Origin of the sequence: Bradyrhizobium erythrophlei (genome assembly GCF_900129425.1) — a bacterium.
Classification (GTDB): Bacteria; Pseudomonadota; Alphaproteobacteria; order Rhizobiales; family Xanthobacteraceae; genus Bradyrhizobium; species Bradyrhizobium erythrophlei_C.
Genome location: NZ_LT670817.1, coordinates 6,276,132 through 6,302,857, shown reverse-complemented (window position 1 = coordinate 6,302,857; position 26,726 = coordinate 6,276,132). Strand labels below are relative to the sequence as shown.

At 58.4% G+C, this 26,726-nt stretch carries 23 protein-coding genes; 13 read left to right on the top strand and 10 right to left on the bottom strand.

Annotated features, from left to right (window positions below; genetic code table 11):
• Positions 1-387: 387 nt before the first annotated feature.
• Positions 388-1,581, top strand: a complete 1,194-nt coding sequence (locus tag B5527_RS30220; protein ID WP_079607625.1) for a lanthionine synthetase C family protein — start codon at positions 388-390, stop codon at positions 1,579-1,581.
• 821 nt (positions 1,582-2,402) lie between these two features.
• The gene (locus tag B5527_RS30215) at positions 2,403-2,801 is read left to right on the top strand and encodes a hypothetical protein (protein WP_079604767.1); all 399 of its coding nucleotides are present in this window, start codon (positions 2,403-2,405) and stop codon (positions 2,799-2,801) included.
• Between the two features lie 224 nt (positions 2,802-3,025).
• On the opposite strand, the gene B5527_RS30210 is transcribed toward B5527_RS30215, so the two are convergent.
• Positions 3,026-3,700, bottom strand: a complete 675-nt coding sequence (locus B5527_RS30210; protein ID WP_079604766.1) for a TetR/AcrR family transcriptional regulator — start codon at positions 3,698-3,700, stop codon at positions 3,026-3,028.
• Between the two features lie 125 nt (positions 3,701-3,825).
• Between B5527_RS30210 and B5527_RS30205 the strand changes: the two genes are divergently transcribed.
• The 4 genes from B5527_RS30205 (at position 3,826) to B5527_RS30190 (ending at position 7,551) form a co-directional block, all read left to right on the top strand.
• A complete protein-coding gene (locus B5527_RS30205; protein WP_079604765.1) occupies positions 3,826-4,224 on the top strand; it encodes a nuclear transport factor 2 family protein in 399 nt (132 codons plus the stop codon).
• Positions 4,225-4,369: 145 nt separating this feature from the next.
• A complete protein-coding gene (locus tag B5527_RS30200; protein WP_079604764.1) occupies positions 4,370-6,412 on the top strand; it encodes an FUSC family protein in 2,043 nt (680 codons plus the stop codon).
• A 4-nt stretch (positions 6,413-6,416) separates the two neighbouring features.
• Complete coding sequence (locus tag B5527_RS30195) at positions 6,417-6,608, top strand: DUF1656 domain-containing protein (protein ID WP_172842709.1); 192 nt, start codon at positions 6,417-6,419, stop codon at positions 6,606-6,608.
• A 10-nt stretch (positions 6,609-6,618) separates the two neighbouring features.
• Positions 6,619-7,551: an efflux RND transporter periplasmic adaptor subunit gene (locus B5527_RS30190; RefSeq protein WP_079604762.1), complete on the top strand. Its 933-nt coding sequence runs from the start codon at positions 6,619-6,621 to the stop codon at positions 7,549-7,551.
• Between the two features lie 465 nt (positions 7,552-8,016).
• Here B5527_RS30190 and B5527_RS30185 read toward each other — a convergent pair whose 3' ends face one another.
• Positions 8,017-9,333 carry a sensor histidine kinase gene (locus B5527_RS30185; protein ID WP_079604761.1) on the bottom strand — a complete coding sequence of 439 codons (1,317 nt, stop codon included), beginning with the start codon at positions 9,331-9,333 and terminating at the stop codon, positions 8,017-8,019.
• 142 nt (positions 9,334-9,475) lie between these two features.
• The gene (locus tag B5527_RS30180) at positions 9,476-10,129 is read right to left on the bottom strand and encodes a glutathione S-transferase family protein (protein WP_079604760.1); all 654 of its coding nucleotides are present in this window, start codon (positions 10,127-10,129) and stop codon (positions 9,476-9,478) included.
• Between the two features lie 141 nt (positions 10,130-10,270).
• Between B5527_RS30180 and B5527_RS44710 the strand changes: the two genes are divergently transcribed.
• On the top strand, positions 10,271-10,447 hold the full coding sequence (locus B5527_RS44710) for a transposase (RefSeq protein ID WP_154072615.1): 177 nt from the start codon (positions 10,271-10,273) through the stop codon (positions 10,445-10,447).
• 26 nt (positions 10,448-10,473) lie between these two features.
• On the opposite strand, the gene B5527_RS30175 is transcribed toward B5527_RS44710, so the two are convergent.
• The 7 genes from B5527_RS30175 to B5527_RS30140 form a co-directional block, all read right to left on the bottom strand.
• Positions 10,474-10,884, bottom strand: a complete 411-nt coding sequence (locus B5527_RS30175) for a hypothetical protein (RefSeq protein WP_079604759.1) — start codon at positions 10,882-10,884, stop codon at positions 10,474-10,476.
• A 66-nt stretch (positions 10,885-10,950) separates the two neighbouring features.
• Positions 10,951-11,640: an ROK family protein gene (locus B5527_RS30170; RefSeq protein ID WP_154072929.1), complete on the bottom strand. Its 690-nt coding sequence runs from the start codon at positions 11,638-11,640 to the stop codon at positions 10,951-10,953.
• Between the two features lie 152 nt (positions 11,641-11,792).
• Complete coding sequence (locus B5527_RS30165; protein ID WP_079604758.1) at positions 11,793-14,225, bottom strand: glycoside hydrolase family 65 protein; 2,433 nt, start codon at positions 14,223-14,225, stop codon at positions 11,793-11,795.
• Positions 14,226-14,264: 39 nt separating this feature from the next.
• Positions 14,265-15,020 (bottom strand): HAD family hydrolase, encoded by a 756-nt coding sequence (locus B5527_RS30160; RefSeq protein ID WP_079604757.1) that lies wholly within the window; start codon positions 15,018-15,020, stop codon positions 14,265-14,267.
• A 90-nt stretch (positions 15,021-15,110) separates the two neighbouring features.
• Positions 15,111-17,522 carry a phosphoketolase family protein gene (locus B5527_RS30155; protein ID WP_079607623.1) on the bottom strand — a complete coding sequence of 804 codons (2,412 nt, stop codon included), beginning with the start codon at positions 17,520-17,522 and terminating at the stop codon, positions 15,111-15,113.
• 381 nt (positions 17,523-17,903) lie between these two features.
• Complete coding sequence (locus B5527_RS30145; RefSeq protein WP_154072614.1) at positions 17,904-18,431, bottom strand: hypothetical protein; 528 nt, start codon at positions 18,429-18,431, stop codon at positions 17,904-17,906.
• 574 nt (positions 18,432-19,005) lie between these two features.
• The gene (locus B5527_RS30140; protein WP_079604754.1) at positions 19,006-19,890 is read right to left on the bottom strand and encodes a hypothetical protein; all 885 of its coding nucleotides are present in this window, start codon (positions 19,888-19,890) and stop codon (positions 19,006-19,008) included.
• Positions 19,891-20,142: 252 nt separating this feature from the next.
• Between B5527_RS30140 and B5527_RS30135 the strand changes: the two genes are divergently transcribed.
• The 6 genes from B5527_RS30135 (at position 20,143) to B5527_RS30110 (ending at position 26,666) form a co-directional block, all read left to right on the top strand.
• Positions 20,143-21,213, top strand: a complete 1,071-nt coding sequence (locus B5527_RS30135) for a Gfo/Idh/MocA family protein (protein WP_079604753.1) — start codon at positions 20,143-20,145, stop codon at positions 21,211-21,213.
• A gap of 122 nt (positions 21,214-21,335) precedes the next feature.
• Positions 21,336-22,682 (top strand): MFS transporter, encoded by a 1,347-nt coding sequence (locus B5527_RS30130; protein WP_172842707.1) that lies wholly within the window; start codon positions 21,336-21,338, stop codon positions 22,680-22,682.
• Positions 22,669-23,079 carry an MBL fold metallo-hydrolase gene (locus tag B5527_RS30125; RefSeq protein WP_338065136.1) on the top strand — a complete coding sequence of 137 codons (411 nt, stop codon included), beginning with the start codon at positions 22,669-22,671 and terminating at the stop codon, positions 23,077-23,079. The genes B5527_RS30130 and B5527_RS30125 overlap by 14 nt, the downstream gene beginning before the upstream one ends.
• 202 nt (positions 23,080-23,281) lie before the next feature.
• A complete protein-coding gene (locus tag B5527_RS30120) occupies positions 23,282-23,581 on the top strand; it encodes an HU family DNA-binding protein (RefSeq protein ID WP_079604750.1) in 300 nt (99 codons plus the stop codon).
• Positions 23,582-23,694: 113 nt separating this feature from the next.
• Positions 23,695-24,717 carry a peptidyl-alpha-hydroxyglycine alpha-amidating lyase family protein gene (locus tag B5527_RS30115; protein WP_245332767.1) on the top strand — a complete coding sequence of 341 codons (1,023 nt, stop codon included), beginning with the start codon at positions 23,695-23,697 and terminating at the stop codon, positions 24,715-24,717.
• Positions 24,718-24,959: 242 nt separating this feature from the next.
• Positions 24,960-26,666: a pyrroloquinoline quinone-dependent dehydrogenase gene (locus B5527_RS30110; RefSeq protein ID WP_079604749.1), complete on the top strand. Its 1,707-nt coding sequence runs from the start codon at positions 24,960-24,962 to the stop codon at positions 26,664-26,666.
• The last annotated feature ends 60 nt before the right edge of the window (positions 26,667-26,726 follow it).

The following is a 26,726-nucleotide window of genomic DNA, read 5'->3' as shown; positions in this document are numbered from 1 at the left end:
GGCCTTGAACACAAATCGTTGAAATCGCATCACAAACACGAGACCTGTCTTCATAGCGCGGCGTCGGAGGTCAGGCGATCTCCCGGCATGAACCAGCCGATGATCTCACACCGCCCCGAAATCATTAGAACCAGGGCGTGAACCCATAAATCCGGAGTGGTCAGCGGACGTCTGGTTTGGTGCGCATAACGGACTCAAGCGGGACATCGCGCCATGTCCGAAAATCGCCAGAGAGGCGACGCCTCATTGCTTCGCTGCGTCGAACCATTTCAGGTGGTGCAGTTGGTTTGCCGCGCGGCACGCTTTTGGATAGCTTTCGTTCAATCGTGCGATCCTTACTTGCGTCATCTGAAGTACAGATGGACAGCGCTCAGGAGCCCTTACGCCATGATTACCCCCGGACGTCATCGTCCGCTTGTACAGGACGCCTGGAATGAATCGGCTGTTCGGGGCGCGATCGAAGAAATTGCGGCCGATGCGATCGCCCATTTCCACCCCGACACGTTCTGGCCGGCTCACCCGAGTGACGACGGGGTGGGAGATGGTGACCCCAGCTTCTACAAGGGCGCGGCAGGTGTCATTTGGGCACTGGATTACCTGCATCGCATAGGGGCGACCCGTGTCGCCGAAGACTTTCGCTCTGCTCTGCCCAAGCTGATGGAGCGGACACTCATCGACCACGAAGCCAGTTCTCCGACCGACTACGAGAAGCATGGCTCGCTGCTACGCGGCGACATGGGTGCGGCACTTCTCGCAATGCGCCTTGAGCCGACATCGAGCCTCGCCGACCTCGTTTATAGGCGCGCCGAAGCAAATAATGGACTGCCAATCCGAGAACTGATGTGGGGTATGCCGGGGTCGATGGTTGCGGCAGTCCACATGGGCGAGATGACGGGGGAAGAGCGATGGCGCGGCCTCTTCGAAGTACAGGCAGCGCGGCTGTTGGCCGAACTGGAGGACACGCCGCAAGGTCCACTTTGGACCCAGGATCTTTACGGTGCCAAAGACCGCTTTCTCGGGCCCGTTCACGGCTTCGCTGGCAACGTCATCCCGTTATTGCTCGGATGGGATTGGTTGACGGCGGCGCAGCAAGCGCATGTAGCCGAATTTGTGCCGAAGTCGCTTGAAGCGAATGCGTGGCGGTACGAAGTTGGGACAACATGGGGCCCGAGAAGCAAGCGCGAGAAGCGGCTTTTCATATGTCAGCACTGTCACGGTGCGCCGGGAATGGTGACGACCTTTGCCGACGCCCGCTTCGCTACGCCGGAATTCGATGCGCTTCTGTTGGATGGCGGGCGCTTTACCTGGGCCGCCGGACCGCTGACAAAGGGCTCGAACCTTTGCCACGGCACGGGTGGAAATGGCTACGCATTCCTCAAGCTCTACCGGCGCACGAATGACCCCATTTGGCTCGACCGCGCGCGCCGGTTCGCCATGACGGCCATCTTCCAGTATCGCGGCGCTCAGATGGTTGCCGGCCGCGGCCGGTATTCGCTTTGGACCGGCGACATCGGTCTTGCAATCTACCTTTGGGATTGCATTACAGGGGACGCTCGGTTCCCGACTATCGATGTGTTCTGATTCTAGCGAGGGGGGACCGCTTTGGGGTCAAAAACGGAAATTGGGTCACGTCTGAGCTTAGTTCGTTCATCCCTCAACAACGGACATGCGTGGCGCCGCTGCGTCGTGTCTGTTTGGTGCCAAAAGGCGACGTACGATAGTCCGCGCGAGAGCTTCCAATCCGGAAGGCAAAAAGATGAAATATCTCTTCCACACGCACAGTATCCTTCCTGGCTGGCGGCTTGTAGTCCGCGAGGATATGGGGATGCCCGCTGCCACTACCGAAGACGAATAGACGATCACTCGATCGCGATTAGCGGCAGACACGAATCCTGATGTCCGCAAAGAAGTGGATGAAAAAGGATGGTGTCTGTTCAAACTGGGCGGCGAGTTCGCGGATATAGAGGCCGAGCTTCAGCGAAAATCGGGGAAGCGCTCTTAGGGCTATGGCAGAGGGATAGTAATCCCGAACGACTGTTCCGGGTCAATCGCGTCGTTTCGGCCGTTTGCCGGGCACTTCCGGTCTGATCCGATCAACGGACATTGTCGGAGCCGGTCGGCATGTCTCAAACGTGCCAAAAAGTCGAAGTCAGCCGGCGGGTGCCGGCCGCTGGCTCGCCGCCGACCGGCGCATCGACTTTTGCATCGGCATCAATCTCGGCTGCGTTTGTCGCGAGTAGGAGGAGACCCGGCTTCCCAAAAACGAGCCTTGGTTCTATCTTAATAGTTCGGACAGGGGGCACGGCGACGGCGGGAGGGCCTCGACCAGACCGATTTAGCGGCATTCCACGTCCGATCGAACGCGCTCCGGTAGCCTACTGACCATTTAATCGGAGAGTTTCATGAGAACCTTCAATCCGTTGGTGCTTTTGGTACTTCTCGTCACGCAATCAGCCTCGACACAGGCCGCCGATTTGAACGGAGCCTGGACGGTCGACGGCTCGCCGTGCGGCCAGGTGTTTACCAAAGAGAATAACAAGCTTGCGTTCAAGCAAGATGCTGATCTCCACGCGGGCGGTTTAATCATCCAGGGAAAGCAAATAACTGGCACATTCCAAAAATGCGCTGTCAAATCGATGCACGATGACGGGTCGAATGTACAAGTGATTGCGTCGTGCTCGGACGGTGTCACGGTTTCAGACGTAACATTCGATGTGAAAATCTCCGGAGAGAATAGGATCACACTCAGCTCCAAGGAGCCGGTGCCAGTGGAAGCGTCCTACGTTCGCTGCTCGATGTGAAGTCCGCGGCGACGTTGAACGACGAGCCAAGCGGTCCGGTGGCCCGCGACAACATCTTTCGCGGTAGCGTCTGCATGGACTTCTGCTCTGGGTCAATCGCGTCGTTCGACCATGGTTCGGCCACTTCCGGTCTGCCCCTATGAACGGACATGCTCGGACCGCCCCGGCATGTCGGAAAAGTGCCACATCCGGACATCTAGGATGTTGCCGCTCCCCGAGAGCTGTTATTGTTGAGCGGTCTTGCGTCTAGGGGATGATGATTGTGTCTCCAACAGAGCTGTCGACGTATTGATAGTTTCTTGGTTCACTTGGGAATCGATTAACAGCCGCGCCATTTCGATGAGCTCACGTCTTAAGCCCGCCGCGCCAAGCACCACAGCGTGGCTATAGGCGCCATCCATTAAGAGCGAGAGCTGGTCGCCAAGTTTGGCGGGATCACGTGCACCGAGAGCACGGGCGAGAAGTCGCAGACGTTTGCCCATTTCCCTCTTGTTAGAGCAGGCAATTGCTGTGCCGGGATGCTGCCGATCCGGAAACTCTGTGGCTAGATTGATGAAAGGACAGCCGCGAAACTGCGGATTTGCGATCAGATCGGCGATACCGTCGAATAGCGCCTCGATCTGTTTGCGCGGTGCGCCTGCATATCGATTCGTGATTTCATCCCACCGCTGCCAGAATCGCCGATTTTGCTCCTCAGCGAAGGCTTCGATCAATTCGTCCTTGGACGCAAAGGTCCGATAGAGCGAAGATTTTGACACGCCTGATCGCGCGATCACCGTATCGATGCCAATAGCACGAATGCCTTCCTGGTAAAAAAGTTCGATGGCGGTTTCGACCAAACGATCGCGTGCGCTTGGTTCGCCTCGTCGCGGCGCGCCTCGCCGGGCTGTCTTGCTCATCGCCGCAATCTATCACGTTTCGCGCACCATTGACAAAGGTACCGATCTGTACCTATAAAGAGATTGGTGGGGATTGCGCTGCGTTAGCTGGCAAGCCTTGGCTGCGCAGCTAGGAGCAAGCTGCCATGACGACATCAAATACGGCCGACGACAATAAAGCCCTAGTGCTCGCGGGCATTACGGGTGTTTTTATCGATCGGGATCCGACCGTTCTCGATCGCTTATTTAGTGATGATTACAAGCAACATAATCCGCAGATTCCAAACGGAACCGCGGCGATTAAGTCTTTGCTACGCGATCTTCCACGCGATTTCGAATACAGGCCTGGGCTCGTGGTCGCCGATGGCAACTATGTCATGGTTCACGGCCGCTACATTGGGTGGGGACCGAAGCCAATTGTAGGAGTCGATATTTTTAGGGTGACCGGTGGCAAGATCGCCGAGCATTGGGACGTTTTGCAAGAGGAAATCCCAGCCGAACGGAGCGTCAACGGAAACCATATGTTCACCGGCCCGCAGGGTTGAGTCGAACGCAACATGACGCACGGGCTGAGGCTTGTTGCTGGAGGGTGGTTGGCCCCCTCGAACTCGGAAATCGCGCTTTGACTATTCTTGTGGGTGCCGAGCGGCGAGATTGTTTACCAAACCAGAATCTCTCAGGAGACGTTGGATGAATATCTCTGCGGCAGCACGGCGCACGGATCCAACACAGCGCGATCTTCGTTCGTATCACCTCAGTCTCCCCCCATGGCCGGTAGGCACAGCAGCCCTAGCGTTCGAGATTTGGGTGGCCCTAGCTGTCAGCTACTACATTGCCTTCATGCTCGAACTCAATTCCGCAGCAAGCGCAGGCACAGGCCTCCTCATATTGGTGGGGCCGACCCAGGGTATGGTTTTGTCCAAAGCGATCTACCGTGTCTTGGGAACATTGTTTGGAGCCGCTTTTGCAATCATCTTGACGAGCCTCTTTTCACAAGATCGGACGATGCTAATCGCTGTCTTTTCGGTGTACATGGCATGTTTGGTTGCCATAGGAACGCTTCTGCGTGACTTCCGAGCCTATGGATGCATCCTGGCCGGCTACACGGTCGCGCTTATTTCGATCGTCAACATCGACGCCCCCACGATCGCCTTTACGGCGATGCTTGATCGAGTCGCAGTCATCCTGCTCGCCGTGCTCGTGCTGGCATTTGTAAGCTCGATTTTTGCGAACGCCGAATCTGCGCGATCGCTACAATCCAAGCTACGTCTGGCTACCAGGGATATCGTTGCAATGGCTTTGGCCGCCCTCGATCGGCGCGCGCCCCCCGATTCGTCGCAATGCGTTGCGATGAGCGCTAGACTTATGCCATTGCGAAGCGAGATCAGCTTTGCAACACCCGAGCTGGTCGATGGATTGGCGCGCGCGAAAGGCGCACGAAGCGCGCTACTTGGATTGTTCGAAGCGATCTCGGCTATCCAGGCGATAGGCCTGGGCCTGCGAAGTATGCCATCGGCCACATCGGTTGTCGACGAAGCGATTTCAATCGTGCGCGCTGCAATCGTCACTCAGCACCCTGAGGAACGATTGCCTGATCTTGACGCCCTTACCTACCGGGCAATGGAGGCGGAGAACTTTTCCATCGAAGAGGCCTATGTTCTCGATCGTTCGAGATTCATGATCGAAGTATTTCGCGACATTCGTGACGGTTTGCTTTCAAACCGGATTGGGCAACTTCCACGAAGGTCAGCGAGACTTCCCGTGCATCAGGACTATATCGCGGCGGTTCTTAACGGGCTTCGCGTCGGCCTCGCGGTCGGCATGGTCGGATTGATTGCAATCATGTCCGGATTGCCCAGCGCGAACTCGATGCTGCTCGGAACCGTTGTCTTCGTCGCCCTCGGATCTGTCATGCACGATCCTCTTACAATGGGAAGAGCGGCACTGTTCATGACACCCGCCGTGATCGTGACCGGCATAATCTACGCTTTCTTCATTTTTCCAAATATCAGCGACTATCCGTTGTTCATCATCTCTCTCGCGCCTGTGGTGACATTGACCTGCTGGTTGATCAAAACAGGCAAAGGTCCGATGGGAATCTTCTATGGCGTGCAGAGTATATCGCTCATTTCTCCAACCAATGTGCAGACGCTGAATCCTACGGCATTTGTAGATAACGCGACATTCGTCTTCGCTGGGAGCGTATGCATTTTTCTCTCGCTTCTTCTAATCGTCCCGGTTGATCCGGCCCTGCGCCGTCTTCGCTTGGCTTTGGCCATTGGTCGCTCTCTCCGGCAGGCTCTGGTTGACGAGAAGCACCTCAATCAACCCAGAGCAAGTCTTTACTATGATCGCTTGAGCCAGTTCAGTTCGTGGCAGCACGGCGCGCCGGTTACTCTGGCACGTCGCAACGTCATGAGGCGACTTTCCAACTTGGGCAATCTCAGCGTTGCGGTAAGGCGATCATGGCGAGCGCTCGATCAAGCGAGGACCGCAATTGACCCGGCCGTTGACGCAAAAGCGAGGCATATCCTTCCGACGTTGTCGCGGACTGAGATACTAGATCTCGCTCGAAGTTACCTAGCTGCTGCCACTGCAATAGACCACTCGAGGCGTCTGGATCTCGGGCATGCCGCAGCCGCGCTTTACGGTACTGCAGTATTAACAACCACGGAAATGAGGCTGCTCAGGCATTTGAGGTTGCTGCGCCATCATGCGCAAGGGGAGGAGTGAAGCCGTGAAGGAATTCGTCTTCGCAGGGCTACTGATCTCGCCATTCGTGAAATATGCATTGATTGCGGCGTTGATCTTTATTCCAGTGCGTTTCGTTCTTGTCGTCACCCAACTGCAGAAATGGTTCTGGCATCCGTTGCTGGCGGAAGCCGCCATTTACGTTTGCGTTGTTGCAACCCTGAACATCCTCTTCTGAGGGCTACACCATGTTCAATCGCGCCCGCCGGATTATTCGCTTCGCGCTTACATTTCTTGTTCTCGTACTCGCGATATTCGCGGTCGCTGGATTATGGGAACATTACATGGTGGCGCCTTGGACGCGCGACGGTCAGGTCCGCGTGCAGGTTGCCAATATCGCGCCTCAGGTGTCCGGCCAGATCGTGAAGTTGCCGGTTGGAGACAATCAGTTCGTTCACAAGGGCGACCTGCTCTATGTGATCGATCAGGGCGATTACAAGGTAGCGCTGGACCTTGCTAAAGCGGACGTCGCGAGCAAGGCCGCAGATCTCGAAGTCAAGACTAACGAGAACGAGCGCCGTCGAAAACTGACGGACCTAGCCGCTTCAACCGAAGAGAAGCAGGTCTATGAAGGAGGCTACTTGGTTGCCCAGGCCGCCCATCAGACGGCGCTTGCCAACCTCGAGCAGGCGCAATTGAATATGGGGCGCACCGAGGTGCGGTCCACTGTAAACGGCTTCGTTACAAATCTTCTGCTTCGCGTCGGAGACTATGCAAACCGTGGATCGCCAAATATCGCAATCGTTGACGCGGATTCATATTGGGTCGCGGGCTATTTCGAGGAGACGAAGCTCGGGAGCTTTAAAGTTGGTGATGCCGCTGAAGTTGAGCTGATGGGATTTGAGGGGAAACTGACGGGACGTGTCGAAAGCATAACCCGCGGGATCAGTGCACCAAACGCTACAGTCAGCACCCAGGGCTTGCCGTCGGTCGAGGCTGTTTACACGTGGGTGCGGTTGGCCCAACGCATTCCCGTTCGAATCAAGATCGATAGCGTGCCGGCGGAGATAACGCTTACTGCAGGAATGACGGCGACCGTGATTGTTAATCCCGCCGCAACGCCCGCGCCATCTGCCCTAAACACGATAAGAACCGTTGGGAACCTTATAAAAAGTCGGTAGTTCAGAAGGGCCGCTATCAAGACTTGCGTCGAACCACGCTCAGGTCTGCAATATCGACCATCCTTCTTCATAGCTGTTCGGTTCACGAGGCTTAAGCTTGGGACCTCATAGGTTTACACCTGGACGGCAAGCGAAAAAGCATAGCGCGTGATGCCTTGGCGATCGGGGTTGTGTTCGGCTCGCTTGTGCACACCAACCACACCGACCCGGTCGGCCATCAGCTTTGCTCACGCGGATCACCTTAGCGGCATTGGCGATCGCAGCGCACTTGAAACCGGTGCCCAACGTCGGGCTTCGGGTCACAAGCGGACATGGCAACGCGACGGCGGAATGCCTGCTTTACCCCGGACAACGGAGTCGTGGGTGCAGCCGAACAAGCCGGCTAAGGGCCAATACCGGAAGTCCCCCCAATGCGGGCGCTGCGGCGTCATGCCGTTTGGAGCCGGAAACCCGACCATCGGCTCATCATGCCGGCCGAGCAGGTATCGTAAAGTGAAAGAACGCGCCTTGTGGTGTGTGCCCGGTCGCCCACAGTTGTCCGCCATGGGTTTCAATGATCGAGCGGCAGATCGTCAGGCCCATACCCAAACCGCTGGTCTTTGTCGTGTAGAAGGCGTCAAACACACGCTCAAGGGCTGCTGGCGCCAGGCCCGGACCCGAATCTCGTACCCCGACATGAACGCCGTTCGGCTCCGCCTTCCCGGCGCTGATAAGCAGCTCTCGCGTTCCTTCGTCGGCGTCGCTCATGGCCTCAATGGCATTCAGGATCAGGTTGAGAATCACCTGTTGAAATTGCACTCGATCGCCTTCGATGAGCGGCAGGCCCTGCGCGAGATCCATCTGCACCGAAACCCCGTTCGCCACTGCTTCGCCACGGGTGAGTTCAATCACCCCGCGGATCGCGGCGTTGATGTCCAAGCGCTCTTTCCGGGACGGCGCCTTTTGCGAAAGGGCGCGGATTCCGTCAACGATGTCACTCGCTCGCATGCCGTCATGAACGAGTTCTGCGAGCACCCGCTGCACCTGTTCCAGATGGGGCGGTCGACGCTCCAGAAAACGCAGAGCCGCTTGAGCGTTGATGACCGTGGAAGCGATCGGCTGTTTCACTTCATGGATGATCGAGGCCAGGAGCTGGCCCATCGTGGCCACGCGATTGGCGTGAGCGAGCTCCGTCTGCAACTGGCCCTGTTGCCGCTCGCGACGGATAATCTCCAAGGCAATGGTCGCCTGCGCGGTGAAGTCTGTGACCAGTTCGATCTCTCTTTCCGTAAAGCGCTCTACGCGCAGCCGCCCTAAAGCAAACGATCCGACTAGCTCGTGCTTTCTGAGCATGGGCACGAAAAGGAGCGTCCGAAGGCCGCGCCGCCCGATGAATTCACGGGTAGCCTCGTCCGCTCGATGGAGTTCAAGTGCTACGTCGGGGACGTGGAGCGGCAACTTGCTTGCGGTGAGGCGACTATAAAAGTCGCCTTGAAAGGTGCCGGGTTCCACCAGCTTTGGCGGTAGAACATCCTCCGACACGCCGGGGCCCAATGCACGAGCAACGAGACGAAAGCCTGCTTCCTCGACTAAGCGGAAGACACCCGTATCAGCTCGGCAGAGCCTTCTCGCGCTGTCGAGGATAGTGTCGAATATGGGCTGCAAGTCGTGAGGAGAACTGGCAATGGCGCGCAGCACTGCGGAGATGGCCGCCCGTTCCCGCAGAACTTCGGCCAGCTCGTCTTGGAAATTTGAAACAGCCTGAGCGGCTTTGGGCGTTTCGCCGGTTTCGAGTTGGTTCATCGCTGCCCCTTCCCGATCTGCGTTGCGGTCGGAAATGCTATCGCTTCAGCCACCACTCAGATAGCGAAAAAATGCGTCGGTCAGGACCCATCAACTGAACGAAAAACTCGGATGACGAGTTCGAGCCCAGGACGGACCTCAATCAGCCGGTCGGTGACTTGCCGGTGTAAACCGCCAGTTGCGCGTCGAAAGCCCGCTTGTAGGCGGGCCGCGCTTCGCCGCGGGCGACATAGGCGGCCAGGTTCGGATATTCGTCCAGAATGCCCGATGGTTTCAACCTGAGCAGCACCGACACCATCATCAGGTCGCCCGCGCTGAACGCACCATCGAGCCAGTCGGCATCGCCAAGGCGAGCGGAAAGCTGCTTCAACCGGTCGCGGACGCGATCCTCGACCAGAGGCAGGCGCTCCTTACTCCAGGGCTTATCGCCCTCCAGAAGCCTGGCGGTTGTGAGTTCAAGGATCGCCGGCTCCACCGTGTTGAGCGCGGCAAACATCCATGTGATCGCGCGCGCCCGCGCATCGGCATCGTCCGGCAGCAGGCCCGCATGGCGCTCGGCGATATGGAACACGATCGACCCTGTCTCGAACAGGGCGAGATCGCCTTCCTCGTAGGTCGGGATCTGGCCGAAAGGATGAAGCGCCAGATGCGCGGGTTCCTTCATCGCACCAAACGAAACAAGGCGAACCTCGTAGGGTTGGCCGACTTCTTCAAGCGCCCAGCGAACGCGCGTATCACGCGCCAGTCCCTTGCCGCCATCGGGTGACCGTTCAAAGGCGGTAATGGTGATGGTCATCGTGAGGCTCCTCCTTGACCAAAATCATGGGCTGCGGGGCCGGCAAGCTGTCAAGGCAAACTCACCGAGATTGAAGACGATCCCGTTCCGTGTCCGGTTTGTCCGCATAGCCCAGACCTTTGCAAACTCAAATTCCATCTGATGTGGCATCGCGATTCAAGCGCGGCAAAAGGACCTGCCTTGTATCGACAGCGCCTCAAGGTCGAGAATATGTTCGCAAGGCTAAAAGACTGGCGGCGTATCTCAATGCGCTACGACCGCTGCGCCCACACGTTCTTCAGCGCTATCTGCGTCGCCGGGGTCTGTCCGTATCTGTAGCGGCATTCCTGCCGCATCAAATATAGTCATTTCCTCCGACTTCTGACCGTCCGCTTCTGACGAACTTGGCCAGGCAAGCGCTCGGAAGTTCGTCCGCGAGCAGTGTCCTGCGCGAGCTGCTCATCATATCCCAGCGCCTGTTCGATGCGGCTCAAGTCTTGACCCAACCGTCTCAGCACAAGCTTGCGTTCCTTGCCGCGAGGCATTTCGGAATCAAACAGCTTAAAGATGAGTGGATAAGCCGCCTCTCTAACCCTCCTGATCGCTGTGTCGGCAGCCTCTGTCTCCAGTTGACGCAAGCCTCCCCGATTGACAAATGCCTGTGGATCCTCGCCGACGGGAGCACAACCGAGCTCGGCAATCCGGTTGCTCGCCAAGCTCAAGACGATTGAAAATGCGGATGAGAAGGAGGCCCAGCGGGGCGCGTCGTCATTCATGTGAGGTTCCCGTCTGAAAGGCGGAATAAATCAGCAGCGATAATAATCCCTGGCTACCATTTGCGATCAGACTTCACAGGAAGCTGCGCCTTCCCATAGGCGAAAACCACCGAGAAAAGCGTTAGCATTTTGTCCCGCGCGACACCGCGCGGGGAGAGTACCCATCTTGTTTACGTTGCCACCGCCGATCACCGTTTCATCTGGCCGCAGCGCCGCTACAAGACGTTCGATCGTGTCGGCCACATGACCACGCCACTTCTTCATGCCGCAGCGTTCCAGGCCGGCTCGGCCGACATAATCCTCATAAGTGCCATTCTTGTAAGGCAAATGGCCGAGCTCCATCGGCCTCACGATGCCCTTCACGATCAGGGCAGTGCCCAAGCCTGTTCCCAAGCCTAGAAATAGCATTTTGCCGCCTCTATAGCTTCCCAAGGCTTGCATGGCGGCGTCATTTATGACTTTGACAGGAAGGCCGAAAGCTTGCTCGAAGTCGAATCCGACCCAGCCACGTCCCAAGTTAACAGGCTCCGCGGCGGGCCGGCCGCCCAGCACCGGGCCGGGATAGCCGATCGAGATTGCGTCATACATCCAATCCGCGGCGAGCTTGTTGACTCCCGACACCATGAGCCGAGGGGTAAGTTTCGTTCCAGATCGGAAGGATCGGCTTTCGCTTTGCCCCGTGAGGAGGATCTTTACCGAGGTGCCGCCCACGTCGATGACCAGCACCCTCTTAGCCTGTTGATCACGTCCCGCCATTTCGTTGATGGACGACATCAATGCCGCATCGAAAGATCGCTGCGATGGTTTGGCGCGGTGCTGATCAACGCCCACTTTGCGATCCATTGGTCAACCTATACCATTTCCGAACTCGCTCTCACGAGTGCTCTTGGAGGCTTGTGCCCTGTGCCTTAAACGGCAGAGCGACCGCGGCTAACTTCGCGAGCATCTGATTGCGATCCTCCCCACTTGCCGACTGGTCGAACAGCCAGAGGATTTGCGCGAGAAAGTTCAAGTTCTTCCCCTTCATGGCGGATTACCAGGCGTTCACCCTCGCATAACCTGTACTCCACCTGGTCCAGACCAATCTCAACTTCCAGCAACTGACGCCGGTAAGTTACTGGAAACCGCAGTATGGCGTTTTCCTCAGGAGCACGACGCGGGAAGAACGACAATGTCCCATCGTCGTCCCGCATGCCGCCGAAGCCATAGGTAAGCATCATCCAGGTGCCGCCCATAGAGGCTATATGACAGCCGTCCTTCACGTTACCGCCTACGTCAGCCAAATCCATCAGTAGCGCCGCCATGCCATAACGAACTGCTTTGTCCATGTCGCCGATCTGTGCGGCGATGATTGCCTCTACGCTGGAGGACAAAGAGGAGTCACCTGTTGTAAACGGGTCGTAGAATTCAAAGGCGCGCTTCTTCGTTTCTGCCGGGAAGGCATCACCCAACAAGAACATGGCCAGGACAACATCCGCCTGTTTGATCACCTGCTTTCGGTAAATGTTCAGCGGGTGATAAAACAGCAATAGCGGATAGTGATAAGGCGGCGTCTTACGTAAATTCCAGGGTTCTCTATCTGAAAAATTATCATCCTGCAGCATGACGTTTGTCGTTTCATCGTAGGGCACATACATGCTGTCCGCGGCGCGGATCCACGCTTCAATCTCAGAGGGCTCGACCCCCGTTTTGCGAACGAGTTCGTTGTACGCGCCCGGCTCTGCTGTCCGTAAGGATGCGACGACCTGGGCAGCGTAGCGAAGGTTCTCACGGGCCATGAGATTGGTGTAGGCGTTGTTATTCACCACGGCGTTGTATTCATCCGGGCCGGTGACACCATTAATGCAGAACTTTCCTCCCTTCGCCTCCGAGTAGAATCCAAGGTCTGCCCATAGACGGGCTGTCTCCACGAGCATTTCAGCTCCGCATTCTCGGAGAAACAACTCGTCGCCTGTCGCGTGCACGTACTTGCGCAGCGCATACATGATGTCAGCGTTGATGTGATACTGGGCGGTGCCGGCGGCATAGTACGCAGACGCTTCCTCTCCACTGATTGTGCGCCAGGGGAACATGGCACCTCGATGACCCAGTTCTCTGGCGCGAGCGCGTGCCTGAGGCAGCATCTTGTAACGAAAGGCGAGAAGGTTCCTGGCGATCCTCGGAGACGTATACGTCAGAAACGGAAGCACATAGATCTCGGTATCCCAAAAGTAGTGTCCCTCATAAGCCTGTCCTGTTAGTCCTTTCGCAGGCACCCCCAATTCTTCCGCGCGCGCGGAAGCCTGAAGAATGTGGAAAAGGTTGAAGCGGATGGCCTGTTGGACCTCCACGGTGCTGCGCCTTGTCCGCTGCTCGCTTATATCCTTGATCCGAACGTCGCTGCGGCGCCAAAAATCATCCATGTACTGCTCTTGGGATACGAGCAGCCGCTGGAATCCCTGGTTCACTATGCGATCCATCGTCCACTCGGCGCGGCCGCACAGTTCTTCGGGGGATGCCTGCTCAGAACTATGGTAGACAATGTACTTGGTGAGTTGGATCGGACAACCGGGCTTGGCATCTATGGTGAAGGCAACCTGGCCGAAGTCAGGAGTACAGGCAACCTTGTATGAGTGCCCACAAGAACTCTCCAGCGCGTGATCGGTCGCACAGGTCAGCGTGAGGCGGCTTCTTTCCGTCGCGTGGCACAGCACAATGCGTCGGTCCTTAAAGTAATTGGTTTGAGGGTGTAATACCCGCTCGGGTAACGCTCTCGCCAGGCGTGGATCATCTTGATTCTTGCGATTGCTCGGTCCATTGGTCCCCATCTCGGAGGCGATCACGACGGATGCTCGCGCATCAACGAGTGTCACTTTGTAGGAGATGGCAGCAACGTGCCTGTCTGCAAGGGAGATCAAGCGTCTCGATGCGATCGACACTCGTTTTCCGGCGGGAGTCTCCCAGAGAAGATTTCGATCAAGGGTCCCGGCTCTCATGTTGAGACGTCGGTCGTAGTCTATAAGACGCGCATTAGCCAACCAAAAGGGCTCATCGTCTACAAACAGCTTGATAATCTTGCTGTCTGTTACGTTACAGATTGTTTGGCCCGTCTTGGCAAAGCCAAAAGCGTCTTCCCCATATACGATCGGCCAGCTTTCATAGAATCCATTGATGAATGTGCCGTTTTCGGCATTCGGACCGCCTTCCTCCGGGCAGCCGCGCATGCCAAGGTAACCGTTGCCCAGGGCCAATATCGTTTCGAGCTGCGCAAGAAAATCCGGGCGAAACGTTTTTTCGACAATGTTCCACTCATCGGCTGGATAATCCTGAGATGGTGGGCGCAATCGTTCATGGTGTAGCATCGAGGTGCTCCTCCCAAGCCGGGGCGCGGCATTGATCGATCATTCAATCAGTTCGTCCAGATCGCGAACTACTAGATGAGCGCCATGACGCTTCAGTACGTCCGCATCGCCACTGCGAGCTATGCCGATTACAAGTCCAAACTTTCCCGCCGATCCTGCTTGTATTCCGGAAATCGCATCCTCGATCACAACAGTCCGAATCGGCTCAGCTCCCAGAAGCCGGGCCGCTAGCAAGAAAGTGTCAGGTGCAGGTTTTCCCTTCAGTCGTTGCGCGTGGATTGTATTGCCATCGACCCGCACCTCGAAGAACTTGTCCAGCTTGACGGCCTTCAAGATAGACGCGCAGTTCTGACTCGAAGTGACCACCGCAAGTTTATATCCATTGCGATGGAGCAGATGGATGAATTGCACGCTTCCATTGTAAGCCTGCACGCCTTTTCTCGCGATGGCATCATTGACCAACTCATTCTTGCGATTCCCAAGTCCGCACACCGTTTCGACGTCTACAGGGTCTTCAGCGTTCCCCTCGGGGAGTTCGATGCCCCGTGACTTCAAGAAATCACGAACCCCTTCGAAACGGGGCTTGCCATCCACATGAAGCCGGTAGTCAGTGACGATATCGAACGGGTGAAATTCTTCGCCTTGAAGCTTCGCGCGCCTTTCCAGGAATTCATCGAACAACTGTTTCCAGCACGCCGCATGGAGGCTGGCCGTGTCCGTTATCACGCCGTCCATGTCAAAAAGAACGGAGTCGTATTGGTCTCTGTTAATCAGCTTGCTCTTGGACTGGCGCATGCGCGCGCTCCTCTATACCCGAGGCATCTGAGGGAACTGTCAGCATACGCTCGAGGGAGACGACAGCAGGCGATCGGCCGGAGGCAGACTTCAGTACGGCCAGGTCCAGTTGACGATCTCTGGTCGATCGGCGCCGTGCTCGTGCGCGTACTGGAAATTTTCGACAATGGCATTTTTCATCCGCTCCTTGAGATGCGCCGTCTTGGTATGCAGCTTCTGTACTCGGTCGATCACATCGATAACGAGATGGAAACGCGATGTTTCGTTCAGCATCGCCAATTCGAGTGGCGTGTTGATGTTGCCCTTTTCCTTGTAGCCTCGTACGTGCAGGTTCTCGTGCCCCTTGAACCGGTAGGAGAGTTTATGAATGAGCCAGGGATAGCCGTGGAAGTTAAAGATAATCGGCCTGTCCGTGGTGAACAGGCTGTCGAACTCACGCTCCGTCGATCCGTGCGGATGCTCGGACGCGGGCTGTAGCCTGAACAGATCCACGACGTTAACGAAGCGCAGCTTCAGATCCGGTACGTTTTCACGCAAAATGGCGGCCGCGGCCAGTGCTTCCATGGTCGCCACGTCGCCGCAGGAGGCCAGCACAACCTCGGGCTCCTCGCCGGCATCCGTGCTCGCACGTGCCCAGATGCCGAGGCCCTTGGTGCAGTGGACGATCGCCTCATCCATGGTCGTGAACTGCAGATGTTTTTGTTTGTCGGCGACGATGACATTGATGTAATCGGTGCTGCGCAGGCAGTGGTCTGCAACTGATAGCAGGGTGTTGGCGTCGGGTGGCAGATAGACGCGTGTAACGGATGGCCCCTTGTTGGTTACCAGATCAATAAATCCGGGGTCCTGGTGGGAGAATCCGTTGTGGTCCTGGCGCCAGACAGTGGATGAGAGCAGAATATTCTCCGACGCGACCGGGGCGCGCCACGCCACGTGGTTCTTGCAGATGTCCAGCCACTTGGCGTGCTGGTTGAACATCGAGTCGATCACATGGGCAAAGGCTTCGTAGGTGTGGAAGAATCCATGTCGGCCGGTTAGCAGATAACCCTCCAGCCAACCGATGAGCGTATGCTCCGAGAGCATCTCCATTACGCGCCCGTCGGGCGAGAGCTCGCCGCCATCGGCGTCATCCGGCAGCATTTCCGCCATCCAGGTCTTCTTGCTTGCCTCATAAAGCGCTTGCAGGCGGTTGGATGCGGTTTCGTCGGGACCGAAGACGCGGAAGCTCGTCGGATTGTTCCTCATGACGTCGCGAAGGTATTCGCCGAGCGGCTTGGTGTTCTCGTACATCGTCGTGCCGTGTGTAGTCACCTCTACCGCGTAGTCGCGAAAGTCAGGAAGCTTGAGGTCCTTGCGCAGCAGTCCGCCGTTGGCATGGGGGTTGGAACTCATGCGCCGGTTTCCGCGGGGCGCCAGCTCCTTCAGTTCCGGAACCAGCCGGCCGCCGGCATCGAACAACTCCTGGGGCTTGTAGCTGCGCATCCAGTCGTCGAGCAGTTTCAAGTTGGCCGGATTGTCCCGCACATCGGCAAAAGGCACCTGGTGCGAGCGCCAGGAGCCTTCGACCTTGTGCCCTTTGATCTCCATGGGTCCGGTCCACCCCTTCGGCGATCGCAGCACGATCATCGGCCACCGCGGACGGAAGGGCTTGTTCGAATCCCGCGCGGATTTTTGCTGTGCACGAATCTCGCCAACGGCCTCGTCCAGCGCAGCGGCCATTTGCTGATGCATCAGAACCGGATCGTCGCCTTCAACGAAATGCGGCGTGTATCCGTAGCCGACGAACAACGCTTGCAGTTCCTCGTGGCTCACACGTGCAAGAATTGTTGGATTGGCGATCTTGTAGCCATTCAGATTCAGGATTGGCAGCACAGCCCCATCACGCATGGGGTTGATGAATTTGTTGGAATGCCACGCCGTCGCCAGCGGACCGGTCTCGGCCTCACCATCCCCTACGACACAGGCTACGATCGTATCGGGATTATCCAGGGCCATGCCGTAGGCATGCGAGAGACTGTAGCCAAGTTCGCCTCCTTCGTGGATGGAGCCCGGCGTTTCCGGCGTGACGTGACTCCCGATATGGCCCGGAAAGGAGAACTGCTTGAAGAATTTTTGCATTCCCTCCGCGTCCTCGCTCTTATCCGGGTAGATCTCGGAGTACGTACCTTCAAGATAGGCTGGCCCCAGCACTCCGGGCGCGCCATGGCCGGGCCCCGCAACGAAAATCACATCGAGGTCGTGCCGGTTAATCATCCGGTTCAGATGCACCCAGACGAAGGACAACGCCGGGCTCGCGCCCCAGTGGCCAAGCAGCCGGTGCTTCACGTGCTCCGTGCGCAAGGGTTCCCGCAGCAGCGGGTTGTCCTTGAGATAGATCATGCCCACCGAGAGGTAGTTGCACGCCCGCCAGTAGGCGTTCATCAGCTCCAGCTCTTTGCTCGACAACGGTGCTTTTTTGGCAGTGTTCGTTTTCGACTTTCGATTCGATGAGAGTGTTTCCATGGTGTTTTCTCCGACGGCGCATCTGTCCAAGGCGTGCAGCAAGAGACAGCAGCGGCTCTCGTCTCATTTCAAGCGGCTGCTCCGTTTTCCATCGAGGTCAAGTATCGGCCCTGCCGCAGTTTGGCTTGGGGGCAATGCAGGTTATTGATCAGCGCTTCGCCGATAGCGTCCGCACCGAGGGCCGTGCGAATGTTCACGGGAGCGTCGCGCGGTACCTCGGCTGGGCCAGTGGTGATTTCGGACGTCATAAGTCCTCCTGAAGCGCTCACCCGAAGACTTACCCCGGGGCAGGCTAGGGCTCGGCGGACACGACCGTCGCCGATCTCCGCGACCCACTTGCCGCAAGCTCGACGTTCAACCAACAGGCCTCGCCGATGCAGCTTAGGTCACGAAGTCTTCTCGGCCTCGGCGCACGCCCAAATGGCTGTGCGCAATGATCACCGGGGCCAGCAAACATCCCAAATCTGGCTCGACTTTCGACGATGTTAAAGAAATTGCGCCCCGGGGGCCACCAAGAAATGCCGCAAGGCCTTGGAGGCAGATCGTCGCGGTGGGTAGGCGCCATGGGGACGTCACCAAAGGTCGCCAGCCAAGGAAGCTTCGTCGCTCGAACAATAAAAAGCCCTGCAAAGCACCCTGGGCAGCACAGGCGCCGATGCCTGACGGGCAAATCACCTCACCCCTGTCCAGCCCCTTTTGCAAAAATATTCTGATTTTCAGAAGACCCAAATCGCTGCTATATCCTTTGCCGTCCTGTTCCCACAAGAGGGGCGCTTCGCGGTCGTCACGGACGTTGGGAGCGGGATGCGATGGACGCGGCGGCATCATGCGCGCGATGAGCGTGCGGACGAATGATGCTGAAGCGGACGGCAAAAACGTGTGGTCCTGACGCCCCGACGCTGGCGTCAAGTTTGCGGATTAATCCGCGTAACGACGGTGGCAAGAAAGCCGGTCGCCGGGGAGAGCGCGCTATAAGCCGTAAACCATTGCGTGTGGGAATGCCGGGTGATTCCGGTGGCTCGCTGTGAATACTCGTGTGCATACTTGCTACCAATAGCGCACACGAGGCTGCGGGTGCATCGGGCATCCGGCATTCCCCACGCCCTCTGTTTTCAGGGCGGAGATTAATTGCACAACTCGGGCGCATCGCGCCGCGAGATCGCGAAAGTGTGTCTGAACGTCATTGCGAGGAGCGCAGCGACGAAGCAATCCACTCTTACTTGCTTTCTTTCTTGCCGCACCATGGATTGCTTCGCTTCGCTCGCAATGACGGTAGGCGCCAATGATGGAATCGATAAGCCGCAGCGTACTGGATCCCCGCTTTCGCGGGGATGACGAGCGTGAGTAGGGCGAAACGTTCTGACAAACCTCGCGCGAAACGCGCGGCGAGAATGCGGTCCTGTGTCTTTCTGCCGTTCCCCGCCGGCGCGCCGGGCCAAGCGAAGCCAGGCTGCGCGACCTCGATCGATCCGGGCCGCCAGCTTCAGTCGTACTGGTCCGGACCCATCGCCCACAGCCATTGGTCGTGGTCATGCGCATAGGTACGGTTGGTCTGCGCCGGATTGCGGTTGATCAGCGGCCTCAAATACATCGGATGGGTGGCGCTGCGCACCTCGTGCTCGACGGTGAACAGGCGCTTGCCGCTGGCAAGATCGATGATATCGCGAAAGCGATATTGATATTGATTGTCCTCGCTGTAGATCAGGCCGCGCTGCGACAACTGGCGGTAAGGACCGGAAAAGTCCGTGATGTACATCTGCACATGATGGCCGTCATATTCCGGTTGCGGCCGATCGGTCTCGCGGAACTGCAGATGCTGGTTCTTGCCCATCTTGACGCGCGCGACCGCGCCATCGCCGTTCCTGAACTCGGCGGGCATTCCCATGATCCGCGGATAGAAATCGCAAATGCCTTTCGCTGTGCCTGCCGGCACCTCGAACTCGACATAGGGAATGCCGAGCGTGATGCGTCCGAACCGCGCGGCATCGGGCTCATAGCAGCGCACGCGATTGCCCCACGGACATGTCGCCTCGACGTAGTCGTTGTGCTCGCTGAATGCGAACGCCGTGCCGTCGAGCTTGCCGGCGACGGACGCCAGCCGATTGAGCAGCGCTTCGCGGCCCGCGATGACGATCCCGGTATGGCCCCGCAGCACCTGCGCATCGCCGCTCGGCAGATGAAACTGGCTTCTGCCGACATTGACCCACATGTTGGTGTCGGACACCATCAGATAGGGGTCGCGGGTGAGCCCGAGACCGGCGACATAAAACAGGGTGGCCAAATGCTGGTCGGGCACCTGCACGTTGACGTGTTCGAGATGGATCGAGTTGCCGAGATCCTCGGCGGCGCGGTCGAATTTTGGCTGCATGGACGCGGTTCCCGGTGCGAATGACGTGCATCATAGTGCTGCGTGACGCCAGAAGCCAACCCTTGGGTGACCGAACGGCATCCCGGCTGAAGCAACCCAGCGTTGACCAAACGGCCCCACTTGACATCGGCGTTGCTGCGGACTGTTCTGCGTCGACCGATCGAGAACAACTCGATCTGCGCGCTCCAAGCCGCTGTCCCGGCCGGATACACGCAAAAAAGTGCAAGAAAAGACAGGGTTGGAGACCGTAAAATGGATCAGATCGAGGTAGCCGTCGTGGGCGTCGGCTGGTGTGGTGGCATTCGGGCCGAGGCGTGTGCGGCTCACCCGCTCGTGAGTGGAGTCCACGTCGTCGAGAATCGCCCCGAACGATTGCGCGAAGTTGCCGCGGCCATCGGCGCCAAATCGGCAGCCGCCGACTATCGCGCCTTGCTCGAAAACCCTGATGTTTCGGCCGTGTTCGTGTGCGCGACGCCCGAGACGACCCATTTCCCGATGGCGCGGGACTTTCTGCGCGCCGGAAAGCACGTGTTTCTCGAAAAGCCGATTGCGCTCGAACTTGAAGAGGCGGACGAGCTTATTTCCATCGCCCGTTCCAGCCGGCTCAAATTCACCATCGGCTATTCGCAGCGCTTCAACCCGAAATTCGCCTACGTCAAACAGTGCATCAGCGACGGCACGATCGGCAAGCCCGTCAGCGCGCTGGTGAGCCGGCATATTTCGCGCAGCCTCGGCAAGAAAATCAGCGGTCGCGTCAAGCTTTCCCCCGCCGCGATGGAATCGACGCACGACCTCGACTTCGTGCTCTGGTGTCTCGAACCGGCCAAGCCGGTGCGCGTCTATTCGCAGGTCAACTACGGCGCGATGCGCGAGTCCACGGGAAACGAAATTCCCGATCTGCAATGGATGACCGTGACCATGGACAGCGGCCTCACCTTCGTTGTCGGCGGCGGCTGGAGCCTGCCGCCCGGCTATCCCAACTTCTCATCCACGTGGATCGAGATGATCGGAACCGAAGGCGCCCTGATGGTCGACGACACCCATCGCGACGTGATGTTGAACACCATGAAAAACGGCGCCGTGTTTCCGATGTCGACGATGCCCGGGGAATCGGTGGGGCATGTCTATGCCGGCCCCATGGCCTCCGAAACGGTGCATTTCGTCGAAGCGGTGGCCCTGGATCGGCCGGTCCTAGTGACGCCCGAACAGGCGCGCCGGGTGATGGAGCTTTATATCGCCGCCGATCTGTCGGCCGAACTGAACGAGCCGGTGACGCTGCCGCTCGAGAACAAACGACCGGCTAAACTGGCCGCCGGCATATAGGATTTTCATGTTGACCTAAGTTATTCACGCGACGGGTGCATCGGAAATGCTCCCGTGCGACTGCGGATGGCAAAACACGGCGGATGAACAACCGTCGGAACAAGAAATTCGATGGAGGTTTCATGCCCGCGGACATCACGGCGGCAACCAGCCCGGCGGGCACGCTCGCTCGCGCCAAACGTACCCATGTCAGGTGGTACGTCCTTCTGCTGATCAGCCTGATGTACATGATCACCTACATGGACCGCAGCAATATTTCGATTGCCGCGCCTGCCATTGCCAAGGAGTTCGGTTTCAGCAAAACGGAGATCGCGCTGGTTTTCAGCGCGTTCGCCTGGGCCTATGCGGCGGGTCAGGTTCCCGGCGGCTGGCTCGCCGATTATTTCGGGCCGAAACGGGTGCTTCTGGCGATCGTTCCGTTCTGGTCCCTGATGACGGCGGCTACCGCCTGGGCGTCAGGCGCTGCCTCTCTCTTTGTGGTCCGTTTCGCCTTCGGTCTGGGCGAAGCCGGTGCGTTTCCAACGGCAAGCCGCGCGATGCAGCTTTGGTTTCCAAAGTCCGAGCGCGGCTTCGTCCAGGGCATGACCCATTGTTTCAGCCGCCTCGCCATCGCGATTACGCCGCTGATCGCCGTGATCATCATGAACGCATGGGGATGGCGCTGGATTTTCTACAGCTTCGCGCTGATCGGGCTCGTCTGGTCTCTGGTCTTCCTGCTGTTCTATCGCAATCGCCCGGAGGATGAAGCGCGCGTCAATGCCGAAGAACTCGCGCATATTCGCGGCACCTTGCCGAATGGAGAGATGAACCGGACCGCAACGCTGCTCCGATCGGAAGTGCCGTGGCGCACGATTTTCAGTTCACCGAACATGTGGTTTATCGCGGCGGCCTATGGCTGTTTCTTCTACGGGTCTTATTTCTACGTCAGCTGGTTTCCAACCTACCTGCTTGAATTTCGCCATCTCTCCTTGAGCTCGGTCGGCTATCTGGCGCCGCTGCCGTTGATCTCGGCCATGGTCGGCGACTTGACCGGCGGCCTACTGACCGACCACATCCTTCGCAAGACCGGCAATTTGAGATTGGCGCGCCGCATCGTGGCGGCGCCGGGCCTGTTGCTTTCCGCGATACTGCTGATTCCCGCCGGCACGACCGACAGCGCGATAACCGCGATCCTGTGTCTGACAGCCTCGAACTTCTTTCTGGAATTGGTGCTCGGACCGGCCTGGGCGGTGCCGATGGATGTGGGCGGCACATCGAGCGGAACTGTTACGGCGGTGATGAATATGGTGGGCGCCGTCGGCGCCTCGATTTCTCCGCTGGTGTTCGGTTTCCTGGTGGAGCGGGGCTCCTGGGTCGCCCCCTTCTACGTCACCGCCGGCGTTCTGGCCTCCGGTTCGCTGATTTGGATTTTCCTGATCGATCCCGAAAAATCCGTTGTCGAAAGTTCGCGATTGAATCCCACCCGCTGACCCGCCCGCGCATACAAACGGCGACACCGTCGTGTTTGTCGAGCCGGACAAGGTGCTGATCTCCGGCGACGTGGTCCAGAATAAATTCACGATTTTGCCGATCGGAACGCGATCGACCATCAAAGGCTGGCTCGCCGTACTCGATCGCGTGGCGGAGCTGAAACCGGCGCTCATCCTGCCCGACCATAGCCCGCCCGGCGACAGCGCGATGATCCCCGAGCAGCGGGCCTATATGATCGATCTGCTGGCGCAAACGCAGTCGGCCAAAAGCCAGGGCAAGAGCGTCGAGGATGCGGCAGGCATGGTCGGCGCGGAATTCGGAACGAAATATGCCGGGTGGCTGCGCGCGGGCAACTTGCCAAGGGCGGTATCGCAGGCGTATCGGGAAGCGCAGTGAGATGCCGGTTTCGGCAGGCTGCAACCCGGCCGCCAAGGTCGTGCAGACCCTTCGCGCCGGCTCAAACCGGAAATCGGCGGCACGAATGCCGTTGTGAGTGGCCAGAAGGCCGATAAAGCTGTGGGGATCGCGACATTGCGCAGTTTCCAGGCTGGATTCCCAAATACTGTTTCGTGACGCGAATCAACATACAGGAGACAAAATGGCAGTACAGATGACCAAGTCACAGCTGATCGAGAAGATCGCCGCTGAGACCGAAGTAGCGAAGAAGGACGTCAAGGGCGTTTTGGAGACGCTCGCGACGGTCGGCTATAAAGAGCTGAAGAAAGCCGGAGTGTTTCTCGTTCCGGGCTTTGCCAAGTTTGTCGTCATCAAGAAGCCGGCTACCAAGGCGCGGCAGGGCACCAATCCATTCAATGGAGAGCCGATGACGTTCAAGGCCAAGCCGGCCCGAAAGATCGTCAGGGCCCGGCCGGTCAAGGCGGCAAAAGACGCGGTGTGAGTGTTAAAGGCCCCCTCCCGGGGCCTTTTGCATCTCAGGCATGGTTCGATGTCGCGGCTTGCGATGCCGGGAGCGAACGGCTGACCGGTGCGGGGAGGGTGCGCGTGGCCGCGATGGCTTGGCGCCTGGTTTCACTGAGCATCATTCTGGCCATGTGGGGCGCGCATGCCGCCTTGGCCCAGGCGAGCTACCCTTGCGTCAACGATGCGCCCGATCCCTATCAGCGCGGAGTGAGTTTCGCTCCGCTGCCGGATGGGCGCGCCTGGGGTTCGACGGCCGGCGTCACCGTCGCGGCCGACGGCACGATCTGGGCCTACGATCGATGCGGCGCCAATAGCTGCGCGGGCTCCCCGCTCGACCCGATCATCGCCTTTTCGCCGGACGGAAAAGTGCGGCGCCATTTCGGCGGTGGCCTGTTTCAGATGCCGCATGGCCTTACCGTCGATGATGCCGGAAATGTCTGGGTGACGGACAACGCCGCCAAGGACGGCCGCGGCATGCAGGTCTATAAATTCAGCCCCCAGGGCCAGATACTCATGACGCTGGGCAAACCCGGCGGTGGCGAGGCGCCGGACGGCTTCTTCCAGCCTAACGCGGTGGCGATCGCGTCGAACGGCGACATCTTCGTCGCGCAAGGGCACACCGCGCGCGGCGACAAGTCGCTCATTCTTGTCTTTTCACCCGAGGGCAAATTCATCAGATCATTTGGCGGCAAGGGCAGTGGGCCAGGCGAGCTTGACGTGCCGCATGCGCTGGCCTTCGATGCCAAGGGCCGCCTGCTGGTCGGTGACCGCAACCACAATCGCATCGCTCGCTTCGACCGCGACGGAAGCTATCTCGGCGAGTGGAAACAATTCAGCCGCCCGAGCGCCATCGTCGTCACCAGGGATCAGACGATCTATGTCGGCGATTCCGAATCCCAGTCCCGCGATGCCGCGGCCTATGCCTATAATCCCGGCTGCGAAAAGGGCATCCGTTTCGGCAAGCTCGAAGATGCCAGGGTGTTGGGCCTGATCCCCGATCAACAGCCCATGTCGGTGTCGAGCACCGCCGAAGGCGTCGGCGTCGACAAGGAAGGCAATGTCTTCGGCGCCGAAGTCGGCCCGAGGGACTTGAAGAAATATTTGAAAAAGTAGCGTTGCTGCAGCGGCGCTGGCGCGCCTGGCATAGGCGCTAATTCGGTTGGACTTTTAATTGGTTGCCTACGCCGCCGTGGCGGTTGCAGTGCGGCAAGTGGACGATGGCAATTCCGCCGAGCGAGCGCCCATGAACTCTCGGCGTGGCGTTTTCTCCTTGTCAAACCAGCCCGATCAGGTCAGATTTGAAAGGCACCGGCGGACCAATTTGTCGGTTAAAGATAATAATTGGGGCGGGAAACATGAATAGATTTTCTATTGTATGCGCCGCTATCGGTTTGGTCGGATTACTCACTGGGCCGAGCACCGCGCAGGAGACCAAGCAGGAAGCCAAGTCGGCATCGGGCCAGGCAAAGGTTTCACCGGTTACCCAGCAACAGCTCAACGAAGCCGACAAGAACACAACGAATTTTCTGCTGACCAACGGCAATTATGCCCAGACGCGCTTTCATCCTGCCAGGCAGATCGAGCGCGGCAACGTCAAGAACCTGCACGTCGCGTGGATTTTCCAGACCGACGTCAAGGAATCGCTGGAAACCTCGCCCATCGTTGTCGACGGCGTCATGTATGTGACGACCTCGTTCAGCCATGTCTATGCGCTCGACGCCAAAACCGGCGAGCAGCTCTGGCACTATAACCACAAGATGGGACTGGTTACGACCTACTGCTGCGGTCCCAACAATCGTGGCGTCCAGGTTCTCGGCGATCTCGTCTACCTCGCCACGCTCGACTCCAAGTTAGTGGCCCTGAACGCAAAGACCGGCGATGTCGTCTGGAAGACCGACATCGCCGATCCGGAGCTCGGTTACAGCGAGACGATGGCGCCGACCGTGATCAAGGACAAGGTCCTGATCGGAACCAATGGCGGCGAATACGGCATCCGCGGCTTTATGAAAGCCTATGATGCGAAGACCGGCAAGCTGCTCTGGACGTTCAATACGATACCGGAGAATTCGGTCGGCGTCTGGGCGACCAAGGACGCTACCGGCCGCGATATGCACCGCGACATCCAGGCCGAAAAGGACTTGCTCGCCAAGTCAGGCGATCCCTATGCGAAACTCGGCGGCGGCGTGTGGCAGAATCCCGCCGTCGATCTGGCGACCAACCGGATCTATTTCGTGGTCGGCAATCCCTCGCCCGATCTCGATGGTTCGAACCGCCCCGGCGATAATCTCTATACGGACTCGCTGGTATCGCTTGATCTCGATACCGGCAAATATGTCTGCCACTTTCAGTACATCGCCCACGATCTGTGGGATCTCGATGCCGCAAGCCCGCCGGTGCTGGTCAACGTCAAGGGCAAGGACGGCAAGGTCATCCCGGGCGTGATCCATGCCGGCAAGACCGGTCACATCTATGTTCATGACCGCAAGGATTGCAGCCTGATCCGGTTCTCCGAAGCCATGGTGCCGCAGGAGAACATGTGGGTTCTTCCCACCAAGGAAGGCGCCCGCATGCTGCCGGGTGCGAACGGCGGTGTCGAATGGTCGCCGATCGCCACCGACCCGGGGCAGGGCCTGGCCTATGCCATCAACCTGCATCAGCCCATGACCTACCAGGTCGAGAACTCGCCGTATCCGAACGGCAAGTTGTGGCTTGGTGGCGCCTTCAAGGTGATTCCGGGCGAGGCGCAGGCGGGCAACATCACCGCCGTCGACTACAACACCGGCAAGATCAAATGGCAGGTCAAAACGCCGGAGCCGATGATCGGCGGCATTCTGGCAACCGCCGGGGGCCTTGTGTTCACCGGTGAAGGCAACGGCAAGTTCGCGGCCTACAATTCGTCCAACGGCAAGGAATTGTGGAACTTCCGCGCCGGCGCGGGCGTCAATGCGCCACCCTCCACCTACATGGTGGGCGGCAAGCAATATATCGTGGTCGGCGCGGGCGGTAACACCCAGATCGATTTTCACCGCGGCAACAACATTATCGCCTTCACGCTCAATTGAGCGCACAGGCGATCGAGCAGTGAAGCGGGACCGGTTGCGGTCCCGTTTCTTTTAACTAGT

Excerpts from the sequence above, each read along its gene's own strand:
- B5527_RS30220 (WP_079607625.1), top strand. The coding sequence starts at position 388 with ATGATTACCCCCGGACGTCATCGTCCGCTTGTACAGGACGCCTGGAAT.
- B5527_RS30215 (WP_079604767.1), top strand. The coding sequence starts at position 2,403 with ATGAGAACCTTCAATCCGTTGGTGCTTTTGGTACTTCTCGTCACGCAA.
- B5527_RS30210 (WP_079604766.1), bottom strand. The coding sequence starts at position 3,700 with ATGAGCAAGACAGCCCGGCGAGGCGCGCCGCGACGAGGCGAACCAAGC.
- B5527_RS30205 (WP_079604765.1), top strand. The coding sequence starts at position 3,826 with ATGACGACATCAAATACGGCCGACGACAATAAAGCCCTAGTGCTCGCG.
- B5527_RS30200 (WP_079604764.1), top strand. The coding sequence starts at position 4,370 with ATGAATATCTCTGCGGCAGCACGGCGCACGGATCCAACACAGCGCGAT.
- B5527_RS30190 (WP_079604762.1), top strand. The coding sequence starts at position 6,619 with ATGTTCAATCGCGCCCGCCGGATTATTCGCTTCGCGCTTACATTTCTT.
- B5527_RS30185 (WP_079604761.1), bottom strand. The coding sequence starts at position 9,333 with ATGAACCAACTCGAAACCGGCGAAACGCCCAAAGCCGCTCAGGCTGTT.
- B5527_RS30180 (WP_079604760.1), bottom strand. The coding sequence starts at position 10,129 with ATGACCATCACCATTACCGCCTTTGAACGGTCACCCGATGGCGGCAAG.
- B5527_RS44710 (WP_154072615.1), top strand. The coding sequence starts at position 10,271 with ATGTGGCATCGCGATTCAAGCGCGGCAAAAGGACCTGCCTTGTATCGA.
- B5527_RS30175 (WP_079604759.1), bottom strand. The coding sequence starts at position 10,884 with ATGAATGACGACGCGCCCCGCTGGGCCTCCTTCTCATCCGCATTTTCA.
- B5527_RS30170 (WP_154072929.1), bottom strand. The coding sequence starts at position 11,640 with ATGGCGGGACGTGATCAACAGGCTAAGAGGGTGCTGGTCATCGACGTG.
- B5527_RS30165 (WP_079604758.1), bottom strand. The coding sequence starts at position 14,225 with ATGCTACACCATGAACGATTGCGCCCACCATCTCAGGATTATCCAGCC.
- B5527_RS30160 (WP_079604757.1), bottom strand. The coding sequence starts at position 15,020 with ATGCGCCAGTCCAAGAGCAAGCTGATTAACAGAGACCAATACGACTCC.
- B5527_RS30155 (WP_079607623.1), bottom strand. The coding sequence starts at position 17,522 with ATGGAAACACTCTCATCGAATCGAAAGTCGAAAACGAACACTGCCAAA.
- B5527_RS30140 (WP_079604754.1), bottom strand. The coding sequence starts at position 19,890 with ATGCAGCCAAAATTCGACCGCGCCGCCGAGGATCTCGGCAACTCGATC.
- B5527_RS30135 (WP_079604753.1), top strand. The coding sequence starts at position 20,143 with ATGGATCAGATCGAGGTAGCCGTCGTGGGCGTCGGCTGGTGTGGTGGC.
- B5527_RS30130 (WP_172842707.1), top strand. The coding sequence starts at position 21,336 with ATGCCCGCGGACATCACGGCGGCAACCAGCCCGGCGGGCACGCTCGCT.
- B5527_RS30120 (WP_079604750.1), top strand. The coding sequence starts at position 23,282 with ATGGCAGTACAGATGACCAAGTCACAGCTGATCGAGAAGATCGCCGCT.
- B5527_RS30115 (WP_245332767.1), top strand. The coding sequence starts at position 23,695 with ATGGCTTGGCGCCTGGTTTCACTGAGCATCATTCTGGCCATGTGGGGC.
- B5527_RS30110 (WP_079604749.1), top strand. The coding sequence starts at position 24,960 with ATGAATAGATTTTCTATTGTATGCGCCGCTATCGGTTTGGTCGGATTA.